Origin of the sequence: Parabacteroides sp. AF48-14, assembly GCF_003477465.1 — a bacterium.
GTDB classification, from domain to species: Bacteria; Bacteroidota; Bacteroidia; order Bacteroidales; family Tannerellaceae; genus Parabacteroides; species Parabacteroides acidifaciens.
In genome coordinates, this window is record NZ_QUDI01000032.1 from 34,130 (window position 1) to 55,372 (window position 21,243).

General features: G+C 51.1%; 19 protein-coding genes. 8 read left to right on the plus strand and 11 right to left on the minus strand.

Features of this window, described 5'->3' with window-relative positions:
• Positions 1-143: 143 nt before the first annotated feature.
• The gene (locus tag DW083_RS15020; protein WP_122332923.1) at positions 144-1,409 is read left to right on the plus strand and encodes a S41 family peptidase; all 1,266 of its coding nucleotides are present in this window, start codon (positions 144-146) and stop codon (positions 1,407-1,409) included.
• Here the strand turns inward: DW083_RS15020 and DW083_RS15025 are convergent.
• Together DW083_RS15025 and DW083_RS15030 are read right to left on the minus strand one after the other, a co-directional pair.
• Entirely contained in the window at positions 1,404-2,168 is a 765-nt protein-coding gene (locus DW083_RS15025; protein ID WP_122332924.1) for a TIGR03915 family putative DNA repair protein, read from the minus strand. The genes DW083_RS15020 and DW083_RS15025 overlap by 6 nt on opposite strands.
• Positions 2,165-3,433: a putative DNA modification/repair radical SAM protein gene (locus tag DW083_RS15030; RefSeq protein ID WP_122332925.1), complete on the minus strand. Its 1,269-nt coding sequence runs from the start codon at positions 3,431-3,433 to the stop codon at positions 2,165-2,167. The genes DW083_RS15025 and DW083_RS15030 overlap by 4 nt, the downstream gene beginning before the upstream one ends.
• A 121-nt stretch (positions 3,434-3,554) precedes the next feature.
• On the opposite strand from DW083_RS15030, the gene DW083_RS15035 reads away from it, so the two are divergent.
• Entirely contained in the window at positions 3,555-4,547 is a 993-nt protein-coding gene (locus DW083_RS15035; protein WP_122332926.1) for a nitroreductase, read from the plus strand.
• 346 nt (positions 4,548-4,893) lie between these two features.
• On the opposite strand, the gene fumC is transcribed toward DW083_RS15035, so the two are convergent.
• From fumC to DW083_RS15060, 4 genes are all read right to left on the minus strand, one after another.
• Complete coding sequence (gene fumC / locus DW083_RS15040; protein WP_122332927.1) at positions 4,894-6,306, minus strand: class II fumarate hydratase; 1,413 nt, start codon at positions 6,304-6,306, stop codon at positions 4,894-4,896.
• A gap of 12 nt (positions 6,307-6,318) precedes the next feature.
• Positions 6,319-7,602 carry an MATE family efflux transporter gene (locus DW083_RS15045; RefSeq protein ID WP_370039213.1) on the minus strand — a complete coding sequence of 428 codons (1,284 nt, stop codon included), beginning with the start codon at positions 7,600-7,602 and terminating at the stop codon, positions 6,319-6,321.
• 322 nt (positions 7,603-7,924) lie between these two features.
• A complete protein-coding gene (locus DW083_RS15055) occupies positions 7,925-8,191 on the minus strand; it encodes a hypothetical protein (protein ID WP_370039215.1) in 267 nt (88 codons plus the stop codon).
• Between the two features lie 91 nt (positions 8,192-8,282).
• Positions 8,283-9,140, minus strand: coding sequence for a GyrI-like domain-containing protein (locus DW083_RS15060; protein WP_122332930.1), 858 nt, complete (start codon positions 9,138-9,140; stop codon positions 8,283-8,285).
• Positions 9,141-9,285: 145 nt separating this feature from the next.
• Here DW083_RS15060 and DW083_RS15065 point away from each other — a divergent pair, with 145 nt between their 5' ends.
• A complete protein-coding gene (locus DW083_RS15065; protein ID WP_122332948.1) occupies positions 9,286-9,825 on the plus strand; it encodes a methylated-DNA--[protein]-cysteine S-methyltransferase in 540 nt (179 codons plus the stop codon).
• Positions 9,826-9,921: 96 nt separating this feature from the next.
• On the opposite strand, the gene DW083_RS15070 is transcribed toward DW083_RS15065, so the two are convergent.
• Together DW083_RS15070 and DW083_RS15075 are read right to left on the minus strand one after the other, a co-directional pair.
• On the minus strand, positions 9,922-10,953 hold the full coding sequence (locus DW083_RS15070) for an aminotransferase class I/II-fold pyridoxal phosphate-dependent enzyme (protein WP_122332931.1): 1,032 nt from the start codon (positions 10,951-10,953) through the stop codon (positions 9,922-9,924).
• A 62-nt stretch (positions 10,954-11,015) separates the two neighbouring features.
• The gene (locus DW083_RS15075; protein WP_122332932.1) at positions 11,016-14,006 is read right to left on the minus strand and encodes a glycoside hydrolase family 3 N-terminal domain-containing protein; all 2,991 of its coding nucleotides are present in this window, start codon (positions 14,004-14,006) and stop codon (positions 11,016-11,018) included.
• 133 nt (positions 14,007-14,139) lie between these two features.
• Here DW083_RS15075 and DW083_RS15080 point away from each other — a divergent pair, with 133 nt between their 5' ends.
• The 5 genes from DW083_RS15080 (at position 14,140) to DW083_RS15100 (ending at position 18,342) form a co-directional block, all read left to right on the plus strand.
• Entirely contained in the window at positions 14,140-14,913 is a 774-nt protein-coding gene (locus DW083_RS15080) for an NIPSNAP family protein (RefSeq protein ID WP_115498019.1), read from the plus strand.
• A gap of 59 nt (positions 14,914-14,972) precedes the next feature.
• The gene (locus DW083_RS15085) at positions 14,973-16,208 is read left to right on the plus strand and encodes an acetylxylan esterase (protein WP_122332933.1); all 1,236 of its coding nucleotides are present in this window, start codon (positions 14,973-14,975) and stop codon (positions 16,206-16,208) included.
• A 119-nt stretch (positions 16,209-16,327) separates the two neighbouring features.
• A complete protein-coding gene (locus tag DW083_RS15090) occupies positions 16,328-16,513 on the plus strand; it encodes a hypothetical protein (protein WP_122332934.1) in 186 nt (61 codons plus the stop codon).
• Between the two features lie 213 nt (positions 16,514-16,726).
• Positions 16,727-17,074: a 50S ribosomal protein L19 gene (rplS, locus tag DW083_RS15095; RefSeq protein ID WP_115498015.1), complete on the plus strand. Its 348-nt coding sequence runs from the start codon at positions 16,727-16,729 to the stop codon at positions 17,072-17,074.
• 218 nt (positions 17,075-17,292) lie between these two features.
• Positions 17,293-18,342 carry a DUF2776 domain-containing protein gene (locus tag DW083_RS15100; protein ID WP_122332935.1) on the plus strand — a complete coding sequence of 350 codons (1,050 nt, stop codon included), beginning with the start codon at positions 17,293-17,295 and terminating at the stop codon, positions 18,340-18,342.
• 71 nt (positions 18,343-18,413) lie between these two features.
• Here the strand turns inward: DW083_RS15100 and DW083_RS22020 are convergent, their stop codons facing one another.
• From DW083_RS22020 to DW083_RS15110, 3 genes are read right to left on the minus strand one after another with little or no spacing between them, the layout of a single operon-like run.
• The gene (locus DW083_RS22020) at positions 18,414-18,605 is read right to left on the minus strand and encodes a hypothetical protein (protein ID WP_147382146.1); all 192 of its coding nucleotides are present in this window, start codon (positions 18,603-18,605) and stop codon (positions 18,414-18,416) included.
• Positions 18,606-18,652: 47 nt separating this feature from the next.
• Positions 18,653-19,861 carry a hypothetical protein gene (locus DW083_RS15105; protein ID WP_122332936.1) on the minus strand — a complete coding sequence of 403 codons (1,209 nt, stop codon included), beginning with the start codon at positions 19,859-19,861 and terminating at the stop codon, positions 18,653-18,655.
• A complete protein-coding gene (locus DW083_RS15110) occupies positions 19,848-21,164 on the minus strand; it encodes a DUF4270 family protein (RefSeq protein ID WP_122332949.1) in 1,317 nt (438 codons plus the stop codon). Before DW083_RS15110 ends, DW083_RS15105 begins: the two co-directional genes overlap by 14 nt.
• Between the last annotated feature and the right edge of the window lie 79 nt (positions 21,165-21,243).

Genomic DNA, 21,243 nt, shown 5'->3' on the forward strand with positions numbered 1-21,243 from the left:
ATCGCTTTTGAAAGGAATAGGCATCGCTCCCCGGCAACATCCAGGTATCAAAATCCGCAGACTGCAATGAAAAGATTCGCGGTTTATTGCAGGGGAATGAACAAATCTATACATTTGCTGAAATTCATGCAATATAATATCTTATGAAAGCACTAAAACTCATCGGTCGAATAGTAGCAGTTATTATCATCCTTATAGGTCTGGCATTTATCGGACTGATCGTTTACGCCAAGTATTTCTATTCTTCCGAGGTGGAAATAGAAAGGCATTATATGTCCGAACTGCCGCTTTCGCCTGACCAGTATTCAGAAGACTTCGCCGAGATCAGCCAAATAGTAAAAAGGAACTACTCCCTCTACGAGTCCAAGCATATCGATATCGACGCCCTTTCCGCCTCCTATGCCGAACGGATCGGGAAGTTATCCACCGGAGAAGAATATGGGAGAACGCTGTGGGAATACTTCGCGGATTTACGCGTCGCACATACCTATGTTTACTTTAAAGAGTACCGGACAAGTGCTTTCCCGGCTTATATCGACGACACACTTTTCGTGGATAAGCCGGACATGTACCTGCAACGGTCAGGATTCAACGATAAAGACCGGATCATCGCTGTCGACGGGACGCCGATCAAGGAGTGGATGGACCGGAACGAGAAGTATATATCGGCCTCGACACCGGAATACAAACGTTTATTCACAGCCCGCAGCCTCTTCAAAAGCTTCACCGACACGGTAAAGACCTACACCGTTTGCCGCGGAGCCGACACACTTAATCTGCAACTCGTCTTGCAGCCCCAAGATAACATTCCGGTTGCCGACCGGCGGAAAACATCCTGGAAAATCCTGAACGACAGCATCGGATATCTGGAAATAAACTCCATGATGAACGGAGTGATGGAGGACTTCGCCGAAGATTACCCGAAAGTAAGACACCTGCCTTACCTGATTGTCGACGTCCGCCGAAACGGTGGTGGGAACAGCGGTAACGGACGGGACCTTTGCCGTTACCTGATACGAAAAGAACAGCCTCACTGCCTGGGACGTCATCCGATGATTCCGATGGAAGATGCTTATCAAGGGAAGATCCTCTTATTGACAAGCACCTTCACTTGTTCCGCCGCCGAAAGTTTCGTTATCGACATGAAGGAGAGCGGCAATGCCCTCTTGATTGGTGAACCGACAGCCGGAGACACAGGTAACAATCCCCGGACGTTCAAGACGTCCCATGGCACCAGCTCCCGTATCCCGACTGCCCGTCCCGACGTTTCCCCCAAAGGTTTTCCGCTGGAGGGAATAGGCATCGAGCCCAATTATATCGTCAAGCAAACGGTATCGGACTACATGGAAGGACGAGACACACAGCTGGAATTTGCCCTGGACTGTATCCGGCAGGGACACTGCTTATAGCTTCTCCGGCATATACTTCCAGAAGCGGGCGGGCATGTGTTGGCGGTGTAGCTTCGGGTTAAGGCGTTCCTTTATGGCGATGGATTTGAAGTAGGTTTTCCACATCTGCTGGAACAGTTTTTCGTCGGCATCCATGAGTTCTTCGCTGAGCAGGCCGGAAAGCAGGTGAGCTTCCTTTTCTTCAAAACGCACTTCCGTCGTTTCCTTCAAGTCGTAATAGTAGCCGTACTCACGTTGCAGGTCATAGATCAGCCAACACTGGTCGGCAAAGCGGTCCGTCAGGTGGCTGAGCGTAAGTGGCAGGACGTTGTATATTGGTTTGACGGCAGCAAAGAAAGTGCCGTCTGCCGCCTTCTGGAAACGCAGGAACTGCATGACACGCAGGCGCTCGTTCGTCACTTTCTTCCAGATTTTAGCGACTTCCAATACATCGGGATCGCCAAAGTTGAGCTCGATCGTACGGGGAGCGTCGATCGCTTTCCGGATATAGCGGAAAAGCAGCAGGTCCGCCTCCGGCAATTCGGACAGCCACGTGACGGTTATCACGGACAAGGCTGTCGCAGATATCTTCTTTTGCAACCCTTTCCAGACGCGGTCGACCTTGGCATCATCCGTATAGATTGTCACCGCCTCATCGTAGAACAAGGGAAAAGGCTCCCCCTCTGCCAGCAACAGATCCGGGAAACTGCGGCGGGAATAGGCATCGAAGACAGCAGTGAGCAACCCTTCGAATGTTTTATCGTACACAAAGATTGTCATGGTTCATTCTGGAATTGAAGGATAAGCTGGCGATCGTCCGTCTTCTTCCGTCCCGCTTTCCGGACAAGGAGTTGGCGGACGGCTTCGGGCGACACTTCGTTGATTGTCCGTATCGGCAGCTCGTGGCAGGTGATGAAATACTGGGCTTTCTTCATCACGACACCGATCTTCTTCAACTGTTCCGTCCCCAGGCGGGAATAACGGCGGGAGACAACGATCAGTTTCGCCGACTTCACGCCGATACCGGGCACGCGGAGCAGCATCTCGTAGTCCGCTTTATTGATATCGACCGGGAACTGTTCCGGATGACGCAACGCCCAGCCGAGCTTCGGGTCGACCTCTAAGTCCAGGTCGGGATAGGCATCGTTCACGATCTCATCCACCTTGAACTGATAGAAGCGGAGTAGCCAGTCCGCCTGATAAAGACGGTTCTCACGCACCAACGGCGGTTGTTTCAGGGCCGGCAGTCGGTTGTCGTATTCGTTGACGGGGATAAAGCCGGAGTAGTACACGCGCTTCATTGTCGGACGCTGATAGAGGGCGGACGAGAGGCGGAGGATGTCTTTGTCCGAATCAGAAGTGGCACCGACGATCATCTGCGTACTCTGTCCGGCCGGTACAAAACGCGGGGCGTGCCGGAAACGCTTCCGTTCTTCGGCACTCTGCAAAACACCTTGCTGGATGTAGCGCATCGGCTGGAAGACGCTCTGAAAGTCCTTTTCGGGAGCCAGCAAACGGAGGCTTTTCTCGTTCGGGATCTCGATGTTCACACTCATACGGTCGGCGTAGAGGCCGGCTTCGTTCACCAGTTCCTGACTGGCTCCGGGAATACTTTTCAGATGGATATAGCCGTTGAAACGGTAGACCGTCCGCAGGTCTTTCACAACGCGCACCAGGCGTTCCATCGTATAATCGGCATTGCGCACCACTCCCGAACTCAGGAAAAGCCCTTCGATATAGTTACGGCGGTAGAACTCGATGGTGAGATTCACCAACTCGGTAACCGAAAGCGTAGCGCGGGGAATATCGTTGCTGCGGCGGTTGATGCAGTAGGCACAGTCGAAGATGCAGTAGTTCGTCAGCATAATCTTCAGGAGCGAGATGCAACGGCCGTCCTCAGCAAAGCTATGGCAAATGCCCCATCCCGCCGCACTTCCTATCGCGCCGCTCTTACTCTTACGCGACGTTCCACTGGAAGCGCAGGATACATCGTACTTGGCCGACTCCGCCAGCACTTTCAGTTTCTCGAGCACTTTATCATCCATAATTTTCTATTTTCGGGAGGCGACAGCCGGTTTCCTTTCAGGAACAAAAATAAGAATAATCTTTGAAGAGAAGAAGGATTATTTGGATGTTACCATTTAGTTCTTTACGTTTGTCTCAAAAATGAATATGATGAACACCGACTACCTTCAGCTCGTAGAGCTTGCCACCCGGGCGCCCTCGGGACATAACACCCAGCCCTGGCTTTTCCGCATCGGCGAAAAAGAAATTACAATCCTGCCGGACCTGACAAAAGAACTTCCTGTTGTCGACAACAATCGCCGGGAGTTATACATCAGCTTAGGATGCGCCACAGAGAACCTTTGCATAGCAGCCTCGGCCGCCGGTTACCGGACGGAAGCCAGCATAGAAGCACCGGCCGAACAACCTGCCGCCATCCATATCAACCTTGAGAAGTCGGCAGACGTCCTTCCCTCCCCGTTTTATCCGGCCATAGAGAAACGGCAGACAAACCGGAGCGTCTACAACGGGCAGGCAGTCCCGGAGAAAAGCCTCGAAGCATTGACCGCTATCGCTGCTGAACCGGGCATCCACTTTCACCTTTGGAAGAACGGTTCCGAAGAGTTTAACGCCCTGAAAGCACTTATCCTAAAAGGAAACGACAGCCAGATGAACGACCCGACCTTCAAAGAGGAACTGCAAGCCTGGATGCGTTACAACAAAAAACATTCGGAAGCGACACGCAACGGACTGAGTTATGCCGTCTTCGGCGCCCCAAACCTGCCGGCATTCCTGTCGAAAGCAATCATGGGTTCATTCCTCAACAGCTCCACCCAGAACAAAGGAGACAGGAAGAAGATCGCCTCATCCTCCCACTTAGTTCTTTTCACAATCCCCAACAACACCGTCGGAGAATGGATCAGCCTGGGCAGAACCCTGCAACGCTTCCTGCTGACAGCCACACAGGAAAACATCGCTGCCGCCTTCCTCAACCAGCCTTGCGAGGTGAAAGAGTTAGCGGAGGAGATACGGCAAGAGCTGCCTATTAATAAAGAATATCCGGCATTGTTGTTACGGATCGGGTATGCGAAGGAGGTAGCTTACTCACTAAGGCAAAATATAAAGGAGGTGATAACAGAGGGGAATAAGAGGTAAATGATCATTTATGTTTCATATCTACCAAATAGTGAATCAATAACGGGTAAACACCGGTCCTCTATTACATGTTACGGCTGTATTCTTTCCATGTCACAACTGTCTTCCTTCTATGTTACGGTTGGATTTCTTTTGTTTCACGGCTGTAACATGAATAGCGGGTAGGTATGGAAGGAACACACATCCCGCATCGTTCATTCTATCTGCCGGGTGGCTCCTTCCTTTACGGCACTATAACCCTATGAAGTACTGCAATACCATTTTATAGCCGATCTTGACAAGTCAAAACCTTCCTCCCTACTTATACAGTTGTAAGAAAAACTGAACCTGTAAATGATGATTTATCTCACTCTGGGAATATCTCAAGTACACCAACCATCTTCGACGGATCCACCCACTCGTCAAATTCCTCGGCCGTCAGCAGTCCCAATTCGACAGCAGCCTGTTTCAAGGTTTTATTCTCCTTGAAGGCTTTTTGGGCGATGGAGGCGGCTTTGTAATAACCGATCTTCGGGTTCAGGGCGGTGACCAGCATCAGCGAATCGTCGAGATGCTTCTTTATGTTCTCCTTCACCGGTTCGATACCGACGGCACAACGGTCGTTAAAGCTGATACAGCCTTCACCTATCAGCCGGGCACTGTGCAGGAAGTTATAAATAATCATCGGCTTGAACACATTCAGTTCGAACTGCCCGCTCGCACCACCGACCGAGATTGCCACATCGTTTCCCATCACCTGGGCGGCAATCATCGTCAAGGCCTCGCACTGCGTAGGGTTCACTTTTCCCGGCATAATGGAAGAGCCCGGCTCGTTCTCCGGCAGATGAATCTCACCAATACCGGCACGCGGTCCCGAACTCAACATACGGATGTCATTCGCAATCTTCATCAGGCTGACAGCAACCTGCTTCAAGGCGCCATGCACCTCCACGATCGCGTCGTGCGAAGCAAGCGCCTCGAACTTATTCGGCGCCTTCACAAACGGTTGTCCCGTCATCTCCGAAACCCGTTTCGACACGCATTCGTCAAAGTTAGGAGGCGTATTGATACCCGTTCCGACTGCCGTCCCTCCGATCGCCAGTTCCGCCAAATGCGGGAGAGCGTTTTTAATCGCCCGTATGCCATGTTCCAACTGGGAGGCATAACCACTGAACTCCTGGCCCAATGTCAGCGGGGTCGCATCCATAAAGTGCGTACGTCCGATCTTGACGACAGGCATAAAGTCGCGACTTTTCTTCCGGAGCGTCTTGAGCAGTTTCTCCAGGCCGGGAAGGGTGACTTCTTTCACCATGATATAGGCGGCGATATGCATAGCCGTCGGAAACGTGTCATTCGAAGACTGCGACTTGTTCACATCGTCATTGGGAAGCAGCACCTTTTCCTTATCCGTCAGTTTGCCGCCGTTCAGGACATGGGCCCGATTGGCAATCACCTCGTTCACGTTCATATTGGTCTGCGTGCCGCTACCGGTTTGCCAGACGACCAACGGAAACTGGTCGTCGAGCTTGCCCGCCAGTATCTCGTCGCAAACACGCCCGATCAGTTCGCACTTCTCAGCCGATAAAACGCCCGCGTCCTTGTTTGCCAGAGCCGCCGCCTTCTTCAGGTAAGCGAACCCGCGTATCACCTCGATCGGCATGCGGTTAATATCCCGGGCAATCTTGAAATTGTCCACACTGCGCTGTGTCTGCGCGCCATAATAGGCATCGATGGGGACTTTTACCTCCCCCATCGTGTCTTTCTCTATCCGATATTCCATAAAAAGTTCATTTTAATTATCTTCTTTATATAGAACCCGACTCAGATTGAATTGTTTATACTCCTTCCTTATATATGAATAAGAAAGGATAAAGAGCAATAACACATGCACATGGTCCGCAGTCCAGTAAACCGCCAACGGCATCCCCGGAAAGCCGGACAATAGTAACAGATACCCGACATAGCCGGCAATCGTAACCAACTGGAAAGCAAAAGCCGTCCGGGTATGCCCCGTTCCGATCACCGCATTGCAGTAAATATAACCGGGAATCGCCAGGAAATAATTCGTCAACATCACCAGATAAGGCCAGAAAGCCCCGTCAACCAAAGACGCCTCGTTCGTATAAATACCCAATACGACAGTGGGAAAGAGCAAAGCCAGCAACACAAACGGCGTCCCGATCCCATAGCTCAACCACATCACTTTCCGGCAGAGCGACATCACCCGTCCTCGTTCTCCGGCCCCGATCAAGTTACTGACCAGCGCACTCGTTGTCGTCGCAAACGAGTTCATGATAACAAAGAATATGGTAAAGACATTCCGAATGATGTTGGCAATCGCCAACTGGCTCTCCCCCAAATGTTCGATGACCACAAAGAAATAGAACCAGGGAATCACGCAAACAAAAGAGCGCACCATCGTCCACACCGACAAACGGGACAACTGCCGCAAGAGGTCGAAACGAAACACAGGCTTCAGACCGAACCGCTTCCAGTCCACCTTCTTCCAGACATACACACTAAAGAACAACAGCGAGAATCCCTCCGCCAGCGAAGAGGCGATCGCCGCCCCCGAAATTCCCAATGCCGGAAACCCGAAACGACCGAAGATAAGGATATAGTTGAGCGCCACATTCACCAGCACCATCAACACCGAGTTCACAATCAACACCTTCGTCTTCGTAATCCCGACAAAGAAAGAACGGAACGCCAATACCGGGAATGCAAAGAACAGCCCGTAGTTACGCCACCGGACATAATCGACAACCGCCTGCCAGACAGCATCGGATGCAATCATCCGGCGAAGCAGGAAAGGAGAAAGAAATTCGGACAGCAGGCATAACGCCAATGCCAGCGCCAGCAGGAAATACTGTCCCTGCCAGAACACTTCGCCCGTTTCAGACAGCCGTCCCTCGCCATTCTTCCGTGCGACAAGTACTTGTATGCCCAACCCGAAGCCAAAGCCCAGCATATAAATCGCCAGATAATACATACACGCCAGGGCCGAAGCCCCAAGCTCAACCTTGCCTACCCGTCCCAGACACACGGCGTCTGTCATGTTAATCAATTGTTCCATCAGCAGGCTCATCATCACCGGATAGTTGATGAGCAGATTGTTTATAAGAAAAGTTCATAATTCAACTTAAAGGATGCGTCCGGACACACCTCCTCAAGGGAAGGCATCCCGACTAATGAATAAATATAATTGCATAGAAATTCGTACCCTGTATATGTATAGGATAGCGTGCAAACAGGCAGGAAGTATCTTTGCCTGTTATGTCAGTGTGGAAACGCTATATACAGAGTTGGTGTTTCATAAGTTGAATCAATTCGTTTTACAGTTCACGGGGCAAATGTAAAACTTTTCCGGTAACAATATCCCTCCGGCGGCAGAATTATTACGGTTTATATTTCTCCGCCCATTCGAGGACCGTCGGACTTTTAACCTCTACGCCATACTCCTGTGCTTTTAATAGAATCCGGTAAGCCAGGAGAGGCTTGTCCGTTTCGGATGCATACCTGAAATAGGCTTCTGCCGCCCGGACGTGGGCCGCATCGGGCATCGGGAACTCACGGGTTTCGGGAATACCAAAATCCGAAGAAGGGAGCAAGTCCCTTTCTTCGGTTGTCAGTTTATCGCTGAGATGTCTGCTCGTCATTTTCATAATCGTCTGCGTTTAAATAAAGATGCTATGTAAACAACCAACCCGGCAAAAGGCTCAGCGAATCAGGATAAATCAAGAAAGATTAACAGGGCTACTGTATCGGAATGCAGATTTCTGTCAGCAAATCTTCCGGCTCCGTCGTGCACGGATCGTTCAGGTAGCGTTCGTAGCTCGGTTCGTCACGCAGGGTACAACCCATCTCCGGCAACTTACGGGCATAGATGGTATCGTAGACGGCTTGCAGTTTATCGTACGGGCCTTTATAAATGAAGCTGGCATAACGTCCTGCCGGAATCTGTTTGGCTCCGACTTCCCCCTTTGGCTGAATAGCTTCGGGCATCACCATACAGACATCCGTACGGAGCTTCTCTTCGGAAGTCACCTTCGGGTCATCGTGATAGATGCAAAGCGGACAAGGGTCGTTCACCGGCAGGTTCTGTTCGCGGGCAAAGGCATAAAGCCTCATCCACGTTCCGCCGTAGTCATTCAACTGGTAGTTTCCCATCAGGCGGATATAGATAACATCGCGGGCAGGGATTTCCTTCACTTCGGCCTCCAATTGCAGGTCGGGCCATATCTTTTCTGGTCTCATAATCGTGTACTCTTTATTGTTTCTGTATTCGTTAGGTGAAATAGAATAGAACTGCCTGAATGCTTTCGACAGGGAGGAGGGTGCACCGTATCCGATCCGGTAAGCGATATCGCCAATGGACATATCCGTGTAGCGAAGCAGATGAGCTGCAGTCTCAATCCGTTTCCGCACAATGAACGCCCCTAACGGCTCTCCCAGGAACGCACTCATCACCCGATGAAAATGATACGGGGATAAATGCGACATTTCGGCCAGCCGGTTCAGGTCAATCTCGTCCCCTAAGTGATTATTGATATACTCAACCACCAGGTTCACCCGTTTCAGATACTCTTCTCTTGTCGTAGTTCTTTGTTGCATATTCTTTTCTGTTTTACTTCGCAAAGGTAACCAGCCTCCTGCCGGGGCACTTTTCCAATCTTGCTAACTTACAAATAATTCACAATTCATCATTCATAATTAAAGAAGAATGTTAGCTTTGCAAGCAGAATCAAACTATATCATTATGACTTACATACATTTAAACAGCTGCTCGTTCCGCATCGAAAGAATGGCTCCTGAAGAATATAAAGACGGAGGGAGAAACCTCGTCATCCGCTACCGTTACACCAGCGGAGAGTTCGGAGAGATGCTGCTGGCCCATACCGGAAAAGGAATTTGCTATGCCGCCTTCGATGACGACCGCAAGCAGGCCATAGGCGAATTACAAGCGATTTTCCCAAATGCTACTTACCGGGAAGAGACGGGAGAAGGGAAAGAAGAATGCGCCTCCGGCCCGATTCCTTTACATGTAAAGGGAACTGATTTCCAGATACAGGTCTGGGAAGAATTGCTTAAGGTTCCCGCCGGCACACTTACCACCTATTCCGCCATCGCCAACCATATCGGAAAGCCGAAAGCCTGCCGCGCCGTCGGTTCGGCAGTAGGAGCCAATCCGGTCTCTTTGTTTATACCGTGCCATAGAGTCATACGTTCCACCGGGGAATACGGAGAATATCATTGGGGAAGCGAGAGAAAGAGGAAGATGATCGAGTGGGAAAAGTAGAGACGGACGGATGTCCGTCTTTACCAACCAGAACATTGACAAATGTTTTTCATATCATCATTTATTTGTGTTGCAGAGATGCACAGCCGTGCATCTCTACGGGATCAACGCCAGCCATTCCTTTACCGCATCGACCAGCACCTGGTTCTCGGCAGTGGTCTGGGTAGAGACACGGATATAGGTTTCATCGAGGCCGCGGAAGTTGGAAGCGTCGCGGATCAGTATGCCGTGATTCTCCCACAAATACTGTTTCAATGCAGCGGCAGTACCTTTCTTCAGGCGGACCAGGAAGAAGGTGGTGGAAGTGGGTTGCACTTCGAGACCGTCCAGTTTATTCAGCTGATAGATTAGTTCGGCTGTCTCGCGCTGCCATTTGCGAATAGGCAAGGTGAACTGTGCCGGGTGGATCAGGATATATTTGCTTGCCTCGATAGCGATCGCATTGACCGACCAAGGAATGATGTATTTATTAATCTCTTCCGTCTTCTCGGGAGAGGCGATCAGGTAACCGATGCGCAGCCCCGGAATGTTGTAGGCTTTCGAGATGGACTGCACCAGGATCAGGTTCGGATGATTCTTGACATCCGAAGGCTTCAGCATATCTTCAGTCGTAAAGGCGACGTATGCCTGGTCGATGATAAAAGTAGTTTGCCGGTTGGCAGCGATCAGAGCCAGCAGTTCGGTACGGTGTATCAGCTTGCCGTCCGGATTGTTCGGGTTGCATATCCAGCAGAAGTCCTGTCCTTCAAGCGAGAGTTCGGACAGGTCGTCCGATGTCGGGAAGAAGCTGATCTCATGTCCGTGCAGGCGGCAGGCATCTTCATATTCGGAGAAAGAGGGGATCGCAATCATCGACTTCGCCCCCTTCCAGGCTTGTGCCAGGAGGTAGAAAGCCGTGATCGAGCCGTTTGTTACGACAATATTATTCTCTTTCATCTCATACCGGCGGGCCAGTAACCGCTTCAGGGTGCCGGCATCCGGTTCCGGATAGCGTGTCAGTTTATCAAACTGCTCATTCAAATGATCTTTGAGCTTTTCCAGGTTAGCACCATGCCAGACGTTTGAACTGAAGTTTATCTTTACTTCGTTCTGCGAATTATAGAAATCATCACCGTGTCCGAATAGCATACAATATCTGTTTTTAGTAAATAATTATCGTGTAATAGAGAGGCAAAGATACGACTTTTGTTTTATTTCCCTCCATTGATTGCTTTATAGATAGCATCCTGTATGCGCGTCCGTATTTCGAGCGAGCTTAGTTTGTTGTTGGCCCGTGTCGGGTTCACGCGGTTGGACAGGAAGATATAGAGCAGGTTATTGTCCGGATCGACCCAGAAGCAGGTGCCGGTAAAACCGGTATGTCCGTAGACGGAGGCCGGCGCCAGACTGCCGCATGGCGAACCTTTGCCCGCACCGGGAGCAGGTTTGTCGAAACCGAGACCGCGACGGCAGGTCGGACTTTTGCTTTGCGTGAAGAGGCGGACGGTCTCCGGGGAGAGGTATTGCTCGCCGCCATAGGTTCCTTGGTTCAGGTAGAGTTGCAGGACTTTCGCCAGATCGTCCGCATTGGAGAACAACCCGGCATTTCCGGAAACGCCTCCCTGGAAAGCTGCCGCCTCGTCGTGCACATAACCGCGAAGCAGTTGGCGGCGAACAAACTGGTCGTTTTCCGTCGGGACAATGCAGGCCGTGTCCATGACATGCAGCGGATTGTAAGTCGTATGCCAGGCGCCGAGACGACTAAAGAACCGGTCGCGCAACAGGCGATCCATCGGCTGCCCGGTCTGCTTTTCAACCATCATCTTCAGGAGGATGAAGTTGATGCAACTATATTTATACTTGCCCCGCACCCCCAAACGGGAGTCTTTTATTTCCTGTATGATGGTGTCTTTAAAGGAATCGTGCAGATACATACCCCGGGCAACTTCTGTCGTAAAGCCCGGTTTCTTCTTATTGGAAACAAGGTCAGGCAGGAAAGAGAAATCGTTGCGGACATACGTCTTGGCATCGAAGCGGACGGGATGTGTAGCGTTCTTTGCACCGCTGTAGAGGCTGCCTTTGTAGCTGTCCTTGTCGATCGCTTTCAAGTAGAAATTAATCGTAGGTGTCAGGCCGGACTGATGATAGAGCAGTTCCTTAATAAGCAGATTCTTCTTGTCGGAGTCTTTCAGTTCGGGGACAAAATCGGAAATCTTATTGTTCAGAGTGAACTTCTTTTCATCGTAAGCCTTCATGACTGCCAGAAGCGTTCCGGCAGCTTTGGAGGAAGAGGCCAGGTCGTAAACTGAGTTTTCTTCAACCGGCTGTTTCCCGTCGTAACTGAAATAGCCGAACGATTTATCATAAATAATCATCCCGTCTTTGGCAACTAAGACCTGGCAACCAGGAAAGGCTTTCTGCTCCAGTCCGTCCTCCACAATCGAGGCGATGACATCGAGGCGCTCAGGACTGGCGCCTACCTCTTCCGGCTCATGATAACCGAGGCGCGTCTTTTCGGTAAAGATACCCGTACCGGCCTGGTATAAGGTCGGGATAGAGACCGGAAGTTTTCCTTTGGCTGCAATACCGCCAAAGATTACCTGCGCAGCGTATTCCTGGGCGAGCGGCGTCCCTTCGTAAGCCATCACCACAGCTTTGGCTTTCAGAATGGAGGCTTTATATTCCTTACAGAAATAGGGCAAGGTGAAGAAGGCATAGACCAGCTCTTTCTTCTCGGCCAACTGGCGCAAGGCAAGGCTTTCCGGGATACGCACCGTGTGGACGCCACAGATAATCACATCGTATTTCTCCAGTTTCCTATACACGTTCTGCACCTGCTGCGCCGTCGCATTCCTGCCGATACTGAAACAAGCGACCGAGTCATAGCGGGAGAGCATATTCTGGAACTCGTTGCCGGTGTCATCTCCGATAGAGAGGGCGGCAATCTTCTTCTTGTCCAACTGTTTCAGCGGCACGAAGTCTCCTTCATTCTTCATAAGCGTGATCGCCTCGGCATTCAGCTTTGCCGCCAGCCAGGCGGCATGGGGCGTGTTCAGGCAGGCGGACAGGCCTTTCGTGTCGACGGGGCGGTAGTTGTTCAGTCCGGCGATATATTTGTATTGCAAAATCTTGATGATCTTTGCTTCCACCTCTTCCCTGTCCAGAATGCCCTCTTCCAGCGCTTCCTTGACGGCGGCAAAGTCATTGATCGGAGCGGCAGGAGCCAACAGGATATCGTTTCCGGCAAGAAGAGCCATGACGGACGGGTTATCGGATTTGCGGGTGGAGGCGCCTTTCATCGCTAACGCATCGGTGAAGCAAAGTCCCCGGAATCCTAAATCTTTTTGCAGCAGGTCGGTGACGACGGCACGCGACATGGAGACAGGTTTATTGCGAGCCTTATCCAGCGCCGGGACATACAAGTGCCCGGTCATCACACCGGCATAGCCATCGTAGATATAACGTTTGAAAGGAAGCAGTTCGACACTGTCCAATCGCGCCCGGTCGTGGTGGACAGCAGGCAGGGTGTAATGGGAATCTTCGTTCGTATCGCCATGACCGGGGAAATGTTTGGAGACGGAGATAATCCCCTGCCCTTCCAGTCCGCGGGCATAAGCCAGTCCCTTGTCTGCAACCGCATTCGGATTCTCGCCGAAAGAGCGCAGGCCGATCACCGGGTTATCGGTATTGCTGTTCACATCCATATCCGGAGCGAAGTTGATATGGATGCCCATCTCCTTGCATTGGCGGGCCACCTCTTTCCCGTATTCGGTGATCAGGCTGTTGTCTTCGATTGCGCCCAACATCATGTTCTTCGGAAAACGTGTCGTACCGGAGAGGCGCATCGATAGCCCCCACTCGCCGTCCAGCGAGACAAGCATCGGGATGCGGGAGGCTTTTTGCAGACGGTTGGTCACCTCGGCCTGCGTCACCGGATCGCCTTTGTGGAACAGGATGCCGCCTATCTTGACCTCATTGACATACCGCATCAGCCGTTGCATATTGCGGGTGTCGGACTTCGGATTGGCGATCACCATAAAGAGCTGTCCGATACGTTCGTCGTAGCTCATCGCATCAAAGACAGAGTCTACCCAATGGTTCATCTTCGCCTGGTCCGCAGCCCGGTAAAGGTTCGGTGTCGTCTGCGCCAGAGCGGATAAAAACGTGACACAACTAAACAGGAGGATATATATTTTCTTCATCTTAACTTCCTTACTTCATCAAATATTAAACAAATCCCGAGAATATTGCACACCAAAAGTAAGAATTTTACCCTGATATTTCCTACCTTTGGGCTGTTTACTAATTATTTTTTAATTCAAATTCTATCAAACCATGCAGAGAAGACACTTTATGAAACTGACCGGCCTGTTGGCCACTCTCCCGGCAATCAACGGAATAGCCGCGACCACAGAAAAAACCGCTTCCTCAAAGAAGCAGATCTACGAATGGCGCATCTACACACTGGAAGGAGACGGAGACGGTCTGGATGCCTTTTTCCGTGACACATTGATCCCGGCCTATAATCGGAAGAATATCAAAGCCGGCGCTTTCGCCCCTTACAAGAAAGAGGAAAAGGAACGCCGCCTGTTGTTGTTCGTCTATCCCGACATCGACACCTATTATAAGGTAAAGAAGGATATATGGAAAGACACCACGTTCCGGAAAGCCGCCCAACCTTTCTTCGACCAGACGGCTCCCAAGCCAGCCTACTTCAACTTCGAAAGCTACCTCTGTGAAGCATTCGACAAAATCCCTGTGATGCGGATGCCGGACAAGAACCGGACGCTCCTGGAATTGCGCACTTACCACAGCCCGAACGAAGAGGCAAACCAGCGGAAAATCGCCATGTTCAACAACGACGAGATCGAGATATTCGACAAAGTAGGCGTCAACTCCGTCTGCTACGGCGAGATAATGGCCGGACCGATTATGCCGGCGATCATGTACCTCACCTGGTACAAGGACGAACCGACACGCGCAGAAGCCTGGAACAAGTTCGGCAAGCATCCCGACTGGCAACGGATCAAAGATATGCCCGAATATGCCTACACGGCAACCCGGAACACCAGCCTGTTCCTTTCGCCATTGCCCTATTCGCAAATATAAATAATATGCCAATGGGATAATGTGCTAATGTGCCAATTTAAGAATTAATATATCATACCATGAAGCAAAGATTATCCATCCTGTTACTTTTAGCATTCAGCCTGCTCGGCCTGCACGCACAGAATGCAGAAGAAGCCAACTACGACGAAAGCAAGATTCCGCCGTACACCCTGCCAGCCCTGCTGGAAACAGCAAGCGGCCAGAAAGTTACCACCTCGCAACAATGGGAGCAGACCAGGCGTCCCGAACTGCTTTCCATCTTTGCCGAACAGGTATATGGTAAAATGCCTGAGGGCAAAGTGGATGTCTCCTATAAAAAGCTGGACGACAACCACAGCGCCCTCGACGGCAGTGCCACCCGCAAACAGATCGAGATCACGTTCAGCCGCAACGGCGTCGAACGGAAAGCCCTGCTGCTGATGTACCTGCCGAATCATGTCAAGACCAAGGCCCCGGTCTTCCTGCACTTCAACTTCCAGGGGAACCAGACAATCTCGGCAGACCCGGAGATCATCTCTTCGCAATATTCCAAAGAAGCCCGGGGCAACCAAGCCTCCCGCTGGCCATTGCAGAAGATTATCGATGCCGGTTACGGCCTTGCCACCGTCCACTATTTCGACTTCTTCCCCGACGATAAAGACAAGCATGCGGAAAGCATCCTCGCCCTCTTCGGCTACAAACCCGGCGATGATATCCCGGCAGACGGCGGACAGGCCATTGCCGCCTGGGCCTGGGGCAACAGCCGTGTGATGGATTATCTGGAAACAGATTGGCAGGTGGACGCCTCCAAAGTGATCCTTATGGGCCATTCTCGTTTGGGGAAAGCCTCACTCTGGGCCGGTGCTTTAGATACGCGCTTTGCCATCGTCGTCGCCAACGAATCCGGTTGTGGCGGTGCAGCCTTGTCCAGACGGCAGGTAGGCGAGACGGTCAACCGCATCAACAACGTATTCCCGCACTGGTTCTGCAAGAACTTCCGCCTGTATAATAAGAAAGAGAACGACCTGCCAATCGACCAGCACGAACTGCTCGCCCTCATCGCTCCCCGCCCACTTTATGTGGCAAGTGCCGAAGGCGACCGCTGGTCTGATCCGAAAGGAGAATTCCTTTCCACCTCATACGCCGGAGATGTTTACAAACTCTACGGCATGAAAGGTCTGGAGACAACCACCCTTCCGGCCGTCAACACTTCGATCGGAGACCGCGTCGCCTACCACATCCGTACCGGTGTGCACGACGTGACGGATTTCGACTGGGAGAATTACATCCGGTTTGCGGATAAGTGGTTGAAATGAATAATAACTCCGAACGGAAATCCAATTGTATCCGAACATAATTGGATTTCCATTCGGATTCATTTGTCTATGCCGATTATAATCCGTACTTTTGGAGACATCTTAAAAGACAACACATAATGACTGAACATAAAACATATCCAGAACCGGAAGAAAGCCACTTCAAAGTGGAAGAACCTATCGTTTCCTACAATCATAGAGGAATGCAATCCCAAGTCGATTATGATATAGATTTGGAGCGCGCCATCACTGCGGATGAATTAATCAACCGCCTTCGTCCCCGTATCAAAGCCCTATTTGATTAATGGTTGTATTATTCTTACCAGAAGTAGAGAACATAGCCAACAACCATACGTGCTCTCAATACTTGTAGTTTATCTAAAATAAACAATCCGGATTCTTTGCGTATCAAATAATTATTTCGTTACTTTGCATCCGCTTTGCGTAATCTCTGTCGGGACAAGGTTGCCCGTTACATTGCGTTTCATTAATAAATACAATTAAAAAGCTATAAAACAATGGATTTAATTAAGGTTGTAAACGAAGCGTTTGCTACAAAGAAGGAATATCCTTCATTCAAGAGTGGTGACACTATTACAGTAGCTTACCGTATCAAAGAAGGTAACAAGGAACGTATCCAGCAGTACAGAGGTGTTGTAATCCGCATCTCAGGTCACGGCGACAAGAAACGCTTCACTGTTCGTAAGATGTCTGAAAACGTAGGTGTAGAACGTATTTTCCCGATCGAATCTCCGTTTATCGAAAGCATCACTGTAAACAAATTTGGTAAAGTACGTCGCGCCAAGCTGTATTATCTGCGTGCTCTTACCGGAAAGAAAGCAAGAATCAAAGAAAGAAGAGTGTAATCTCTCTGGTTCGATTGCCATACGAAAAAGCCGTCCGATTCATTTCGGGCGGCTTTTTTGTTATGCCTGTCCGTTCCGGATGCGATGCCTGTCGCTTTGCGGACGGACAGGCATCGGATTCATAAACCGTCCACCCCTAAAAGTATTTATAAAATGTAAAGAGCAGGAACAAAGCTACGGCAGGCGTTGTTTGTCTGGAAACTCAAAAAGATGATTCTATGAATTACGGTATTAGCGTTCTGTTCAGGGCTATTCCCCTGCTTATGGGCCTGTTTTGTTTCGGTTACGGGCTGTTCATCACGTCGTATGGGACAGACCCAAACCGCTTTTTAGCCGGTCCGGTCGTGTTCTCGTTAGGGATGATTTGCATTGCTCTTTTCTCGACAGCCGCCACCATCATACGGCAGATAATCGGGACTTTCGGGACGGTGAGTAAATATGTGCTTCCCGGAGTGGGCTATCTGTCGGCAGCCCTGACGATTATCGGAGGAATCCGGTTGCTGCATGTTTCGACGGACACGGCTTCGTTTGTGGCAGGGCATGTCATCTGCGGCGTCGGACTTATCACCGCCTGTGTGGCAACAACCGCGACCTCATCCACCCGCTTTACAATGATAACCGTCAACGCCCGGAAGAACGACCACGAGCCACCACCCAAAGCCTTCACACGCACGCAGGGGCTGACGCTGATCTCCATTGCCCTCATCATCTCGGTCGTCGCCTGGGTATGGGCGTTCGTGCTGCTTGCCAAGAGCGGACTACATCCGAAGTATTTCGTGGCGGGACACGTCATGATCGGGCTCGCCTCGATTTGTACCTGCCTGATTACGCTGGTCGCCACCATCGCCCGACAGATACGGAACATCTTCTCCGCCTCCGAACGAAGGATATGGCCGGTGATGGTCTTGATCATGGGAAGCCTGTGTGTCATCTGGGGATTGATCCTGATATTGGGTACGGCCGACAGGGGACTCGCTTCGACCGGCTACATCATGATTGGATTGGGACTGGTCTGCTACAGTATTTCCAGCAAAGTGATCCTGTTGTCGAAGATATGGCGGCATGAGTTCAAGCTGTCCAACCGCATCCCGCTGATTCCTATCTTTACGGCGTTAGGTTGCCTCTTCTTGGCGGCATTCCTGTTCGAAATGGGGACGGTTCACGGATACTATTTCGTGCCGGCACGTGTGTTGGCGGGATTGGGAGGCATCTGTTTCACGCTCTTCTCCATTGTCAGTATTCTGGAGAGCGGGACTTCTTCCAAATAAGGCTACCGGCTGTTAAGCGTTTGATCGTTATCCTTTAGCCTTTTCTTCGGTATATGTTAGGCCGTTGGTTACTATTCGTAAGTCGTCCGCTTGGTGGCGAACGATCGTCCGCCGCCCAGTGAACGATCGTCCGGCGGCAAGCGAACGATCGTTCGACGCCAAGCGGACGACTTATAGATTACGATGAAAGGGATAATATAATAGGGGGAATGACTTAATGGATAGGGATAAGTTTGTTTACCTAATATGATACTATAATTCATTTATCAAGTCTTCTAATGTTTTTGCTCTTTTCCGGCAACACATCCCTCTACAACTTAACCTTATAGAACAACTCGCTCAGCGTATAGGTAACCGTGAAACCGGTTATGCCCCGCTTCAGCGCATTGCCGCTGAGGTCGACACGGTCGTAGAAGAAGGCGGTATGGAGGCGGCCGTTCATCAGCGGGAAGCCGAGGCCGGCACTGACGCGCCAGGACATACCGGATTGTCCTCTGACATGCATATAATAAGGGGACGACAATCCGAGGCCGATCTTATAATCCATCCTTTGCCAGATGCTCGATGAGCTGTAGCCATCCGGATAATAACAGGCGCCGGCACGCAGTTCGTGCGAATCGTGGAACGTGACACGCGTGTCCGCCGAAGTCAGCGAACTGTACTGCCGGTACATATAGTCGAGTGCATACGTCATCTTTTTATACTCCACGGAAGCGCCTGCCCCGATATACTGCGGCAAGGTCTGGCTGACCTTCTTCATATTGGAAGAGGTGGAGGTGGAATTATCCGTCATCGTCTTTGTCTTCTCCAGGCTCATCGTTTGGGGCAGGCCGTAGACAGCACCGAGCGTCAGGTTCAGTTCGCGGCCGAGACGGCGGGAGTACTGCACGCCGAAATCGGCCGTAAAAGACTGCCCGAAGAGTTTTTGGGAGATCGCCATCGTGCTCTGCGTCTCCGCCTGTGTCATATTCCCGAAGATATAGCCCAGATTGACACCGACCGACAGCGAGGGCAAGACCTGGAAAGCATTCGAGAGATACACCTTCGAAAGGCCGCCGTCACCGGAGAACACACTCGTATAGTAAGAGCCGGGAGAACCTTCCAGCTCCTGCGTGCTCTGGAAATAATAGCCGACCGAGCTGTAAGGCGTCAGTCCCGCCGCCATATACCAGCGGGGAATGATACGCCCGGCCATCGCAAAGCGTGAGAAGTTGCCCGTAAAAGCTTGGTTGTCGTCTCCCTTCGAGCGATACATTTCCCACTTGGCAAAAGCAGAGACTTCCGCCAGCAAGCGGCACGTATCGATGGCAGTCAGGGCGGCAGGATTATCCATATTGAGAAGCATCTTCCCCCGCATACCGGTCGAAACGCCTCCCATAGCCGTATTGGAGCCATATAGCCCGGTCGTAATCTCCCCGATCCCGAACATCGAATAGGGCGAGGAAGTCATCACATTCTGGGCTGCGGCAGAAAGGGGGAGCAGCAGGCCAAGCAGCCATCCGTATTTAGTAACTCTCATATATTTTATAAGTTAGTTGTAAGACAATGGGAGAACGTCCCGCCTGGTCGCTGAAAGTCAGGTTGCGGAATGTCTGGGTATAATCGTCCTCGCCGAAGACAAGTTGCAGGCTGTGCTTATACTTCCCGAAAGCGCCTAACTCCTCTTGCATGAAGGTACTGACGTCAAAGTAGTAATACGTGTTCTCCGAGAAGCTCTCGTCCTTGACCAGCGTCCCGCTCTGCACTTCGGTGCCTAAATAGTCGGTGACGGCATCCGTCACCACGTTGTTCTCGTCTACGATATACAAGAAAAGGCTGTCGGGAAGAGGGTTGAACTCAGACCAGGAACCCGGTTCGGGATAGATCTTCAGATAGGCCGATTCGATCGAGATACGTTCGCCCTGTTGCAGGATCTCGTTCAGGTGGGGAAAGCCAAGCCGGCTGTACCAGCCGATTCCTCCGAAGAGCACGCCCCGGTTATCCAGTTCGGAGGAAGCGACTTCGAGATTCTTAAGCGGCAGGCTTTCCATAGCCGTCCCTGTCCGGTCGTGGTCGACATGGTAGAATTGCGTCTCGGTGTTCGGATAGATCACACACTCTGCTTCCTGCGCGATTGCATCTTCTATACGATAGCGCAGAATCAGGGCGGAAGCCGTGTCGCCCACACTGAAGGAAACGATATTCCGGCATACGTCGAGGTCGGGAACAACGACCAGCCCTTTGAAGTAATCCTCGAAACGGTCGCCCGACAGGCCGTCGTCGCGACTGTGCAACCTTGTGAGCATATCTTCGCCCAAGTCGTCCGGCAGACGGATTTCCAACCGTTCGCTGTCACCCGGCTTCGGCTTGAAGGTGCAGGTGGCGATCGGCTCCGGATCATAAGCGAAAGAGCTGTTGTTATAAAGGTAGTCGTTATCGTTCAGGATGACCTTCTCTAAAAGACGGTGTACAGTAAGCCGCATCGGTTGCGCCGTGTCGCCGATCGAATAGCCGCCGTATGAGAGGGCCAGCACAAGGGAATCCAACCGTACAACCTCGTCCGCCTCCGTCGTATAGGAAGGAGACGAATAAGGCAGATAGGCACTGGCGGAGACCGTTCCCCAGAGCGAATGGGTGTACTGTCCCACCAGTGCAAGTCCCTGTCCGGTCGTCTCTAACGAATCGATAATGGTGGAAGTCACCGTGACGGTACAACTGTCCACCAGCACATTCCGAAAAACACTGTCCACCAAGTTGTCCCCGTAACTATTATTCTCGTCATAACAGGAAAAGAGAGCGCTGCACAGCAGAAGCAGCCCAAAAGGAATCAGAATCTTATTCATACATATACGATATATTTCGGCTTGCAAAGAACTTCAATCCGGTTTTGTCCTGCAAGAATAACCTGCCAACGGCCGGTTT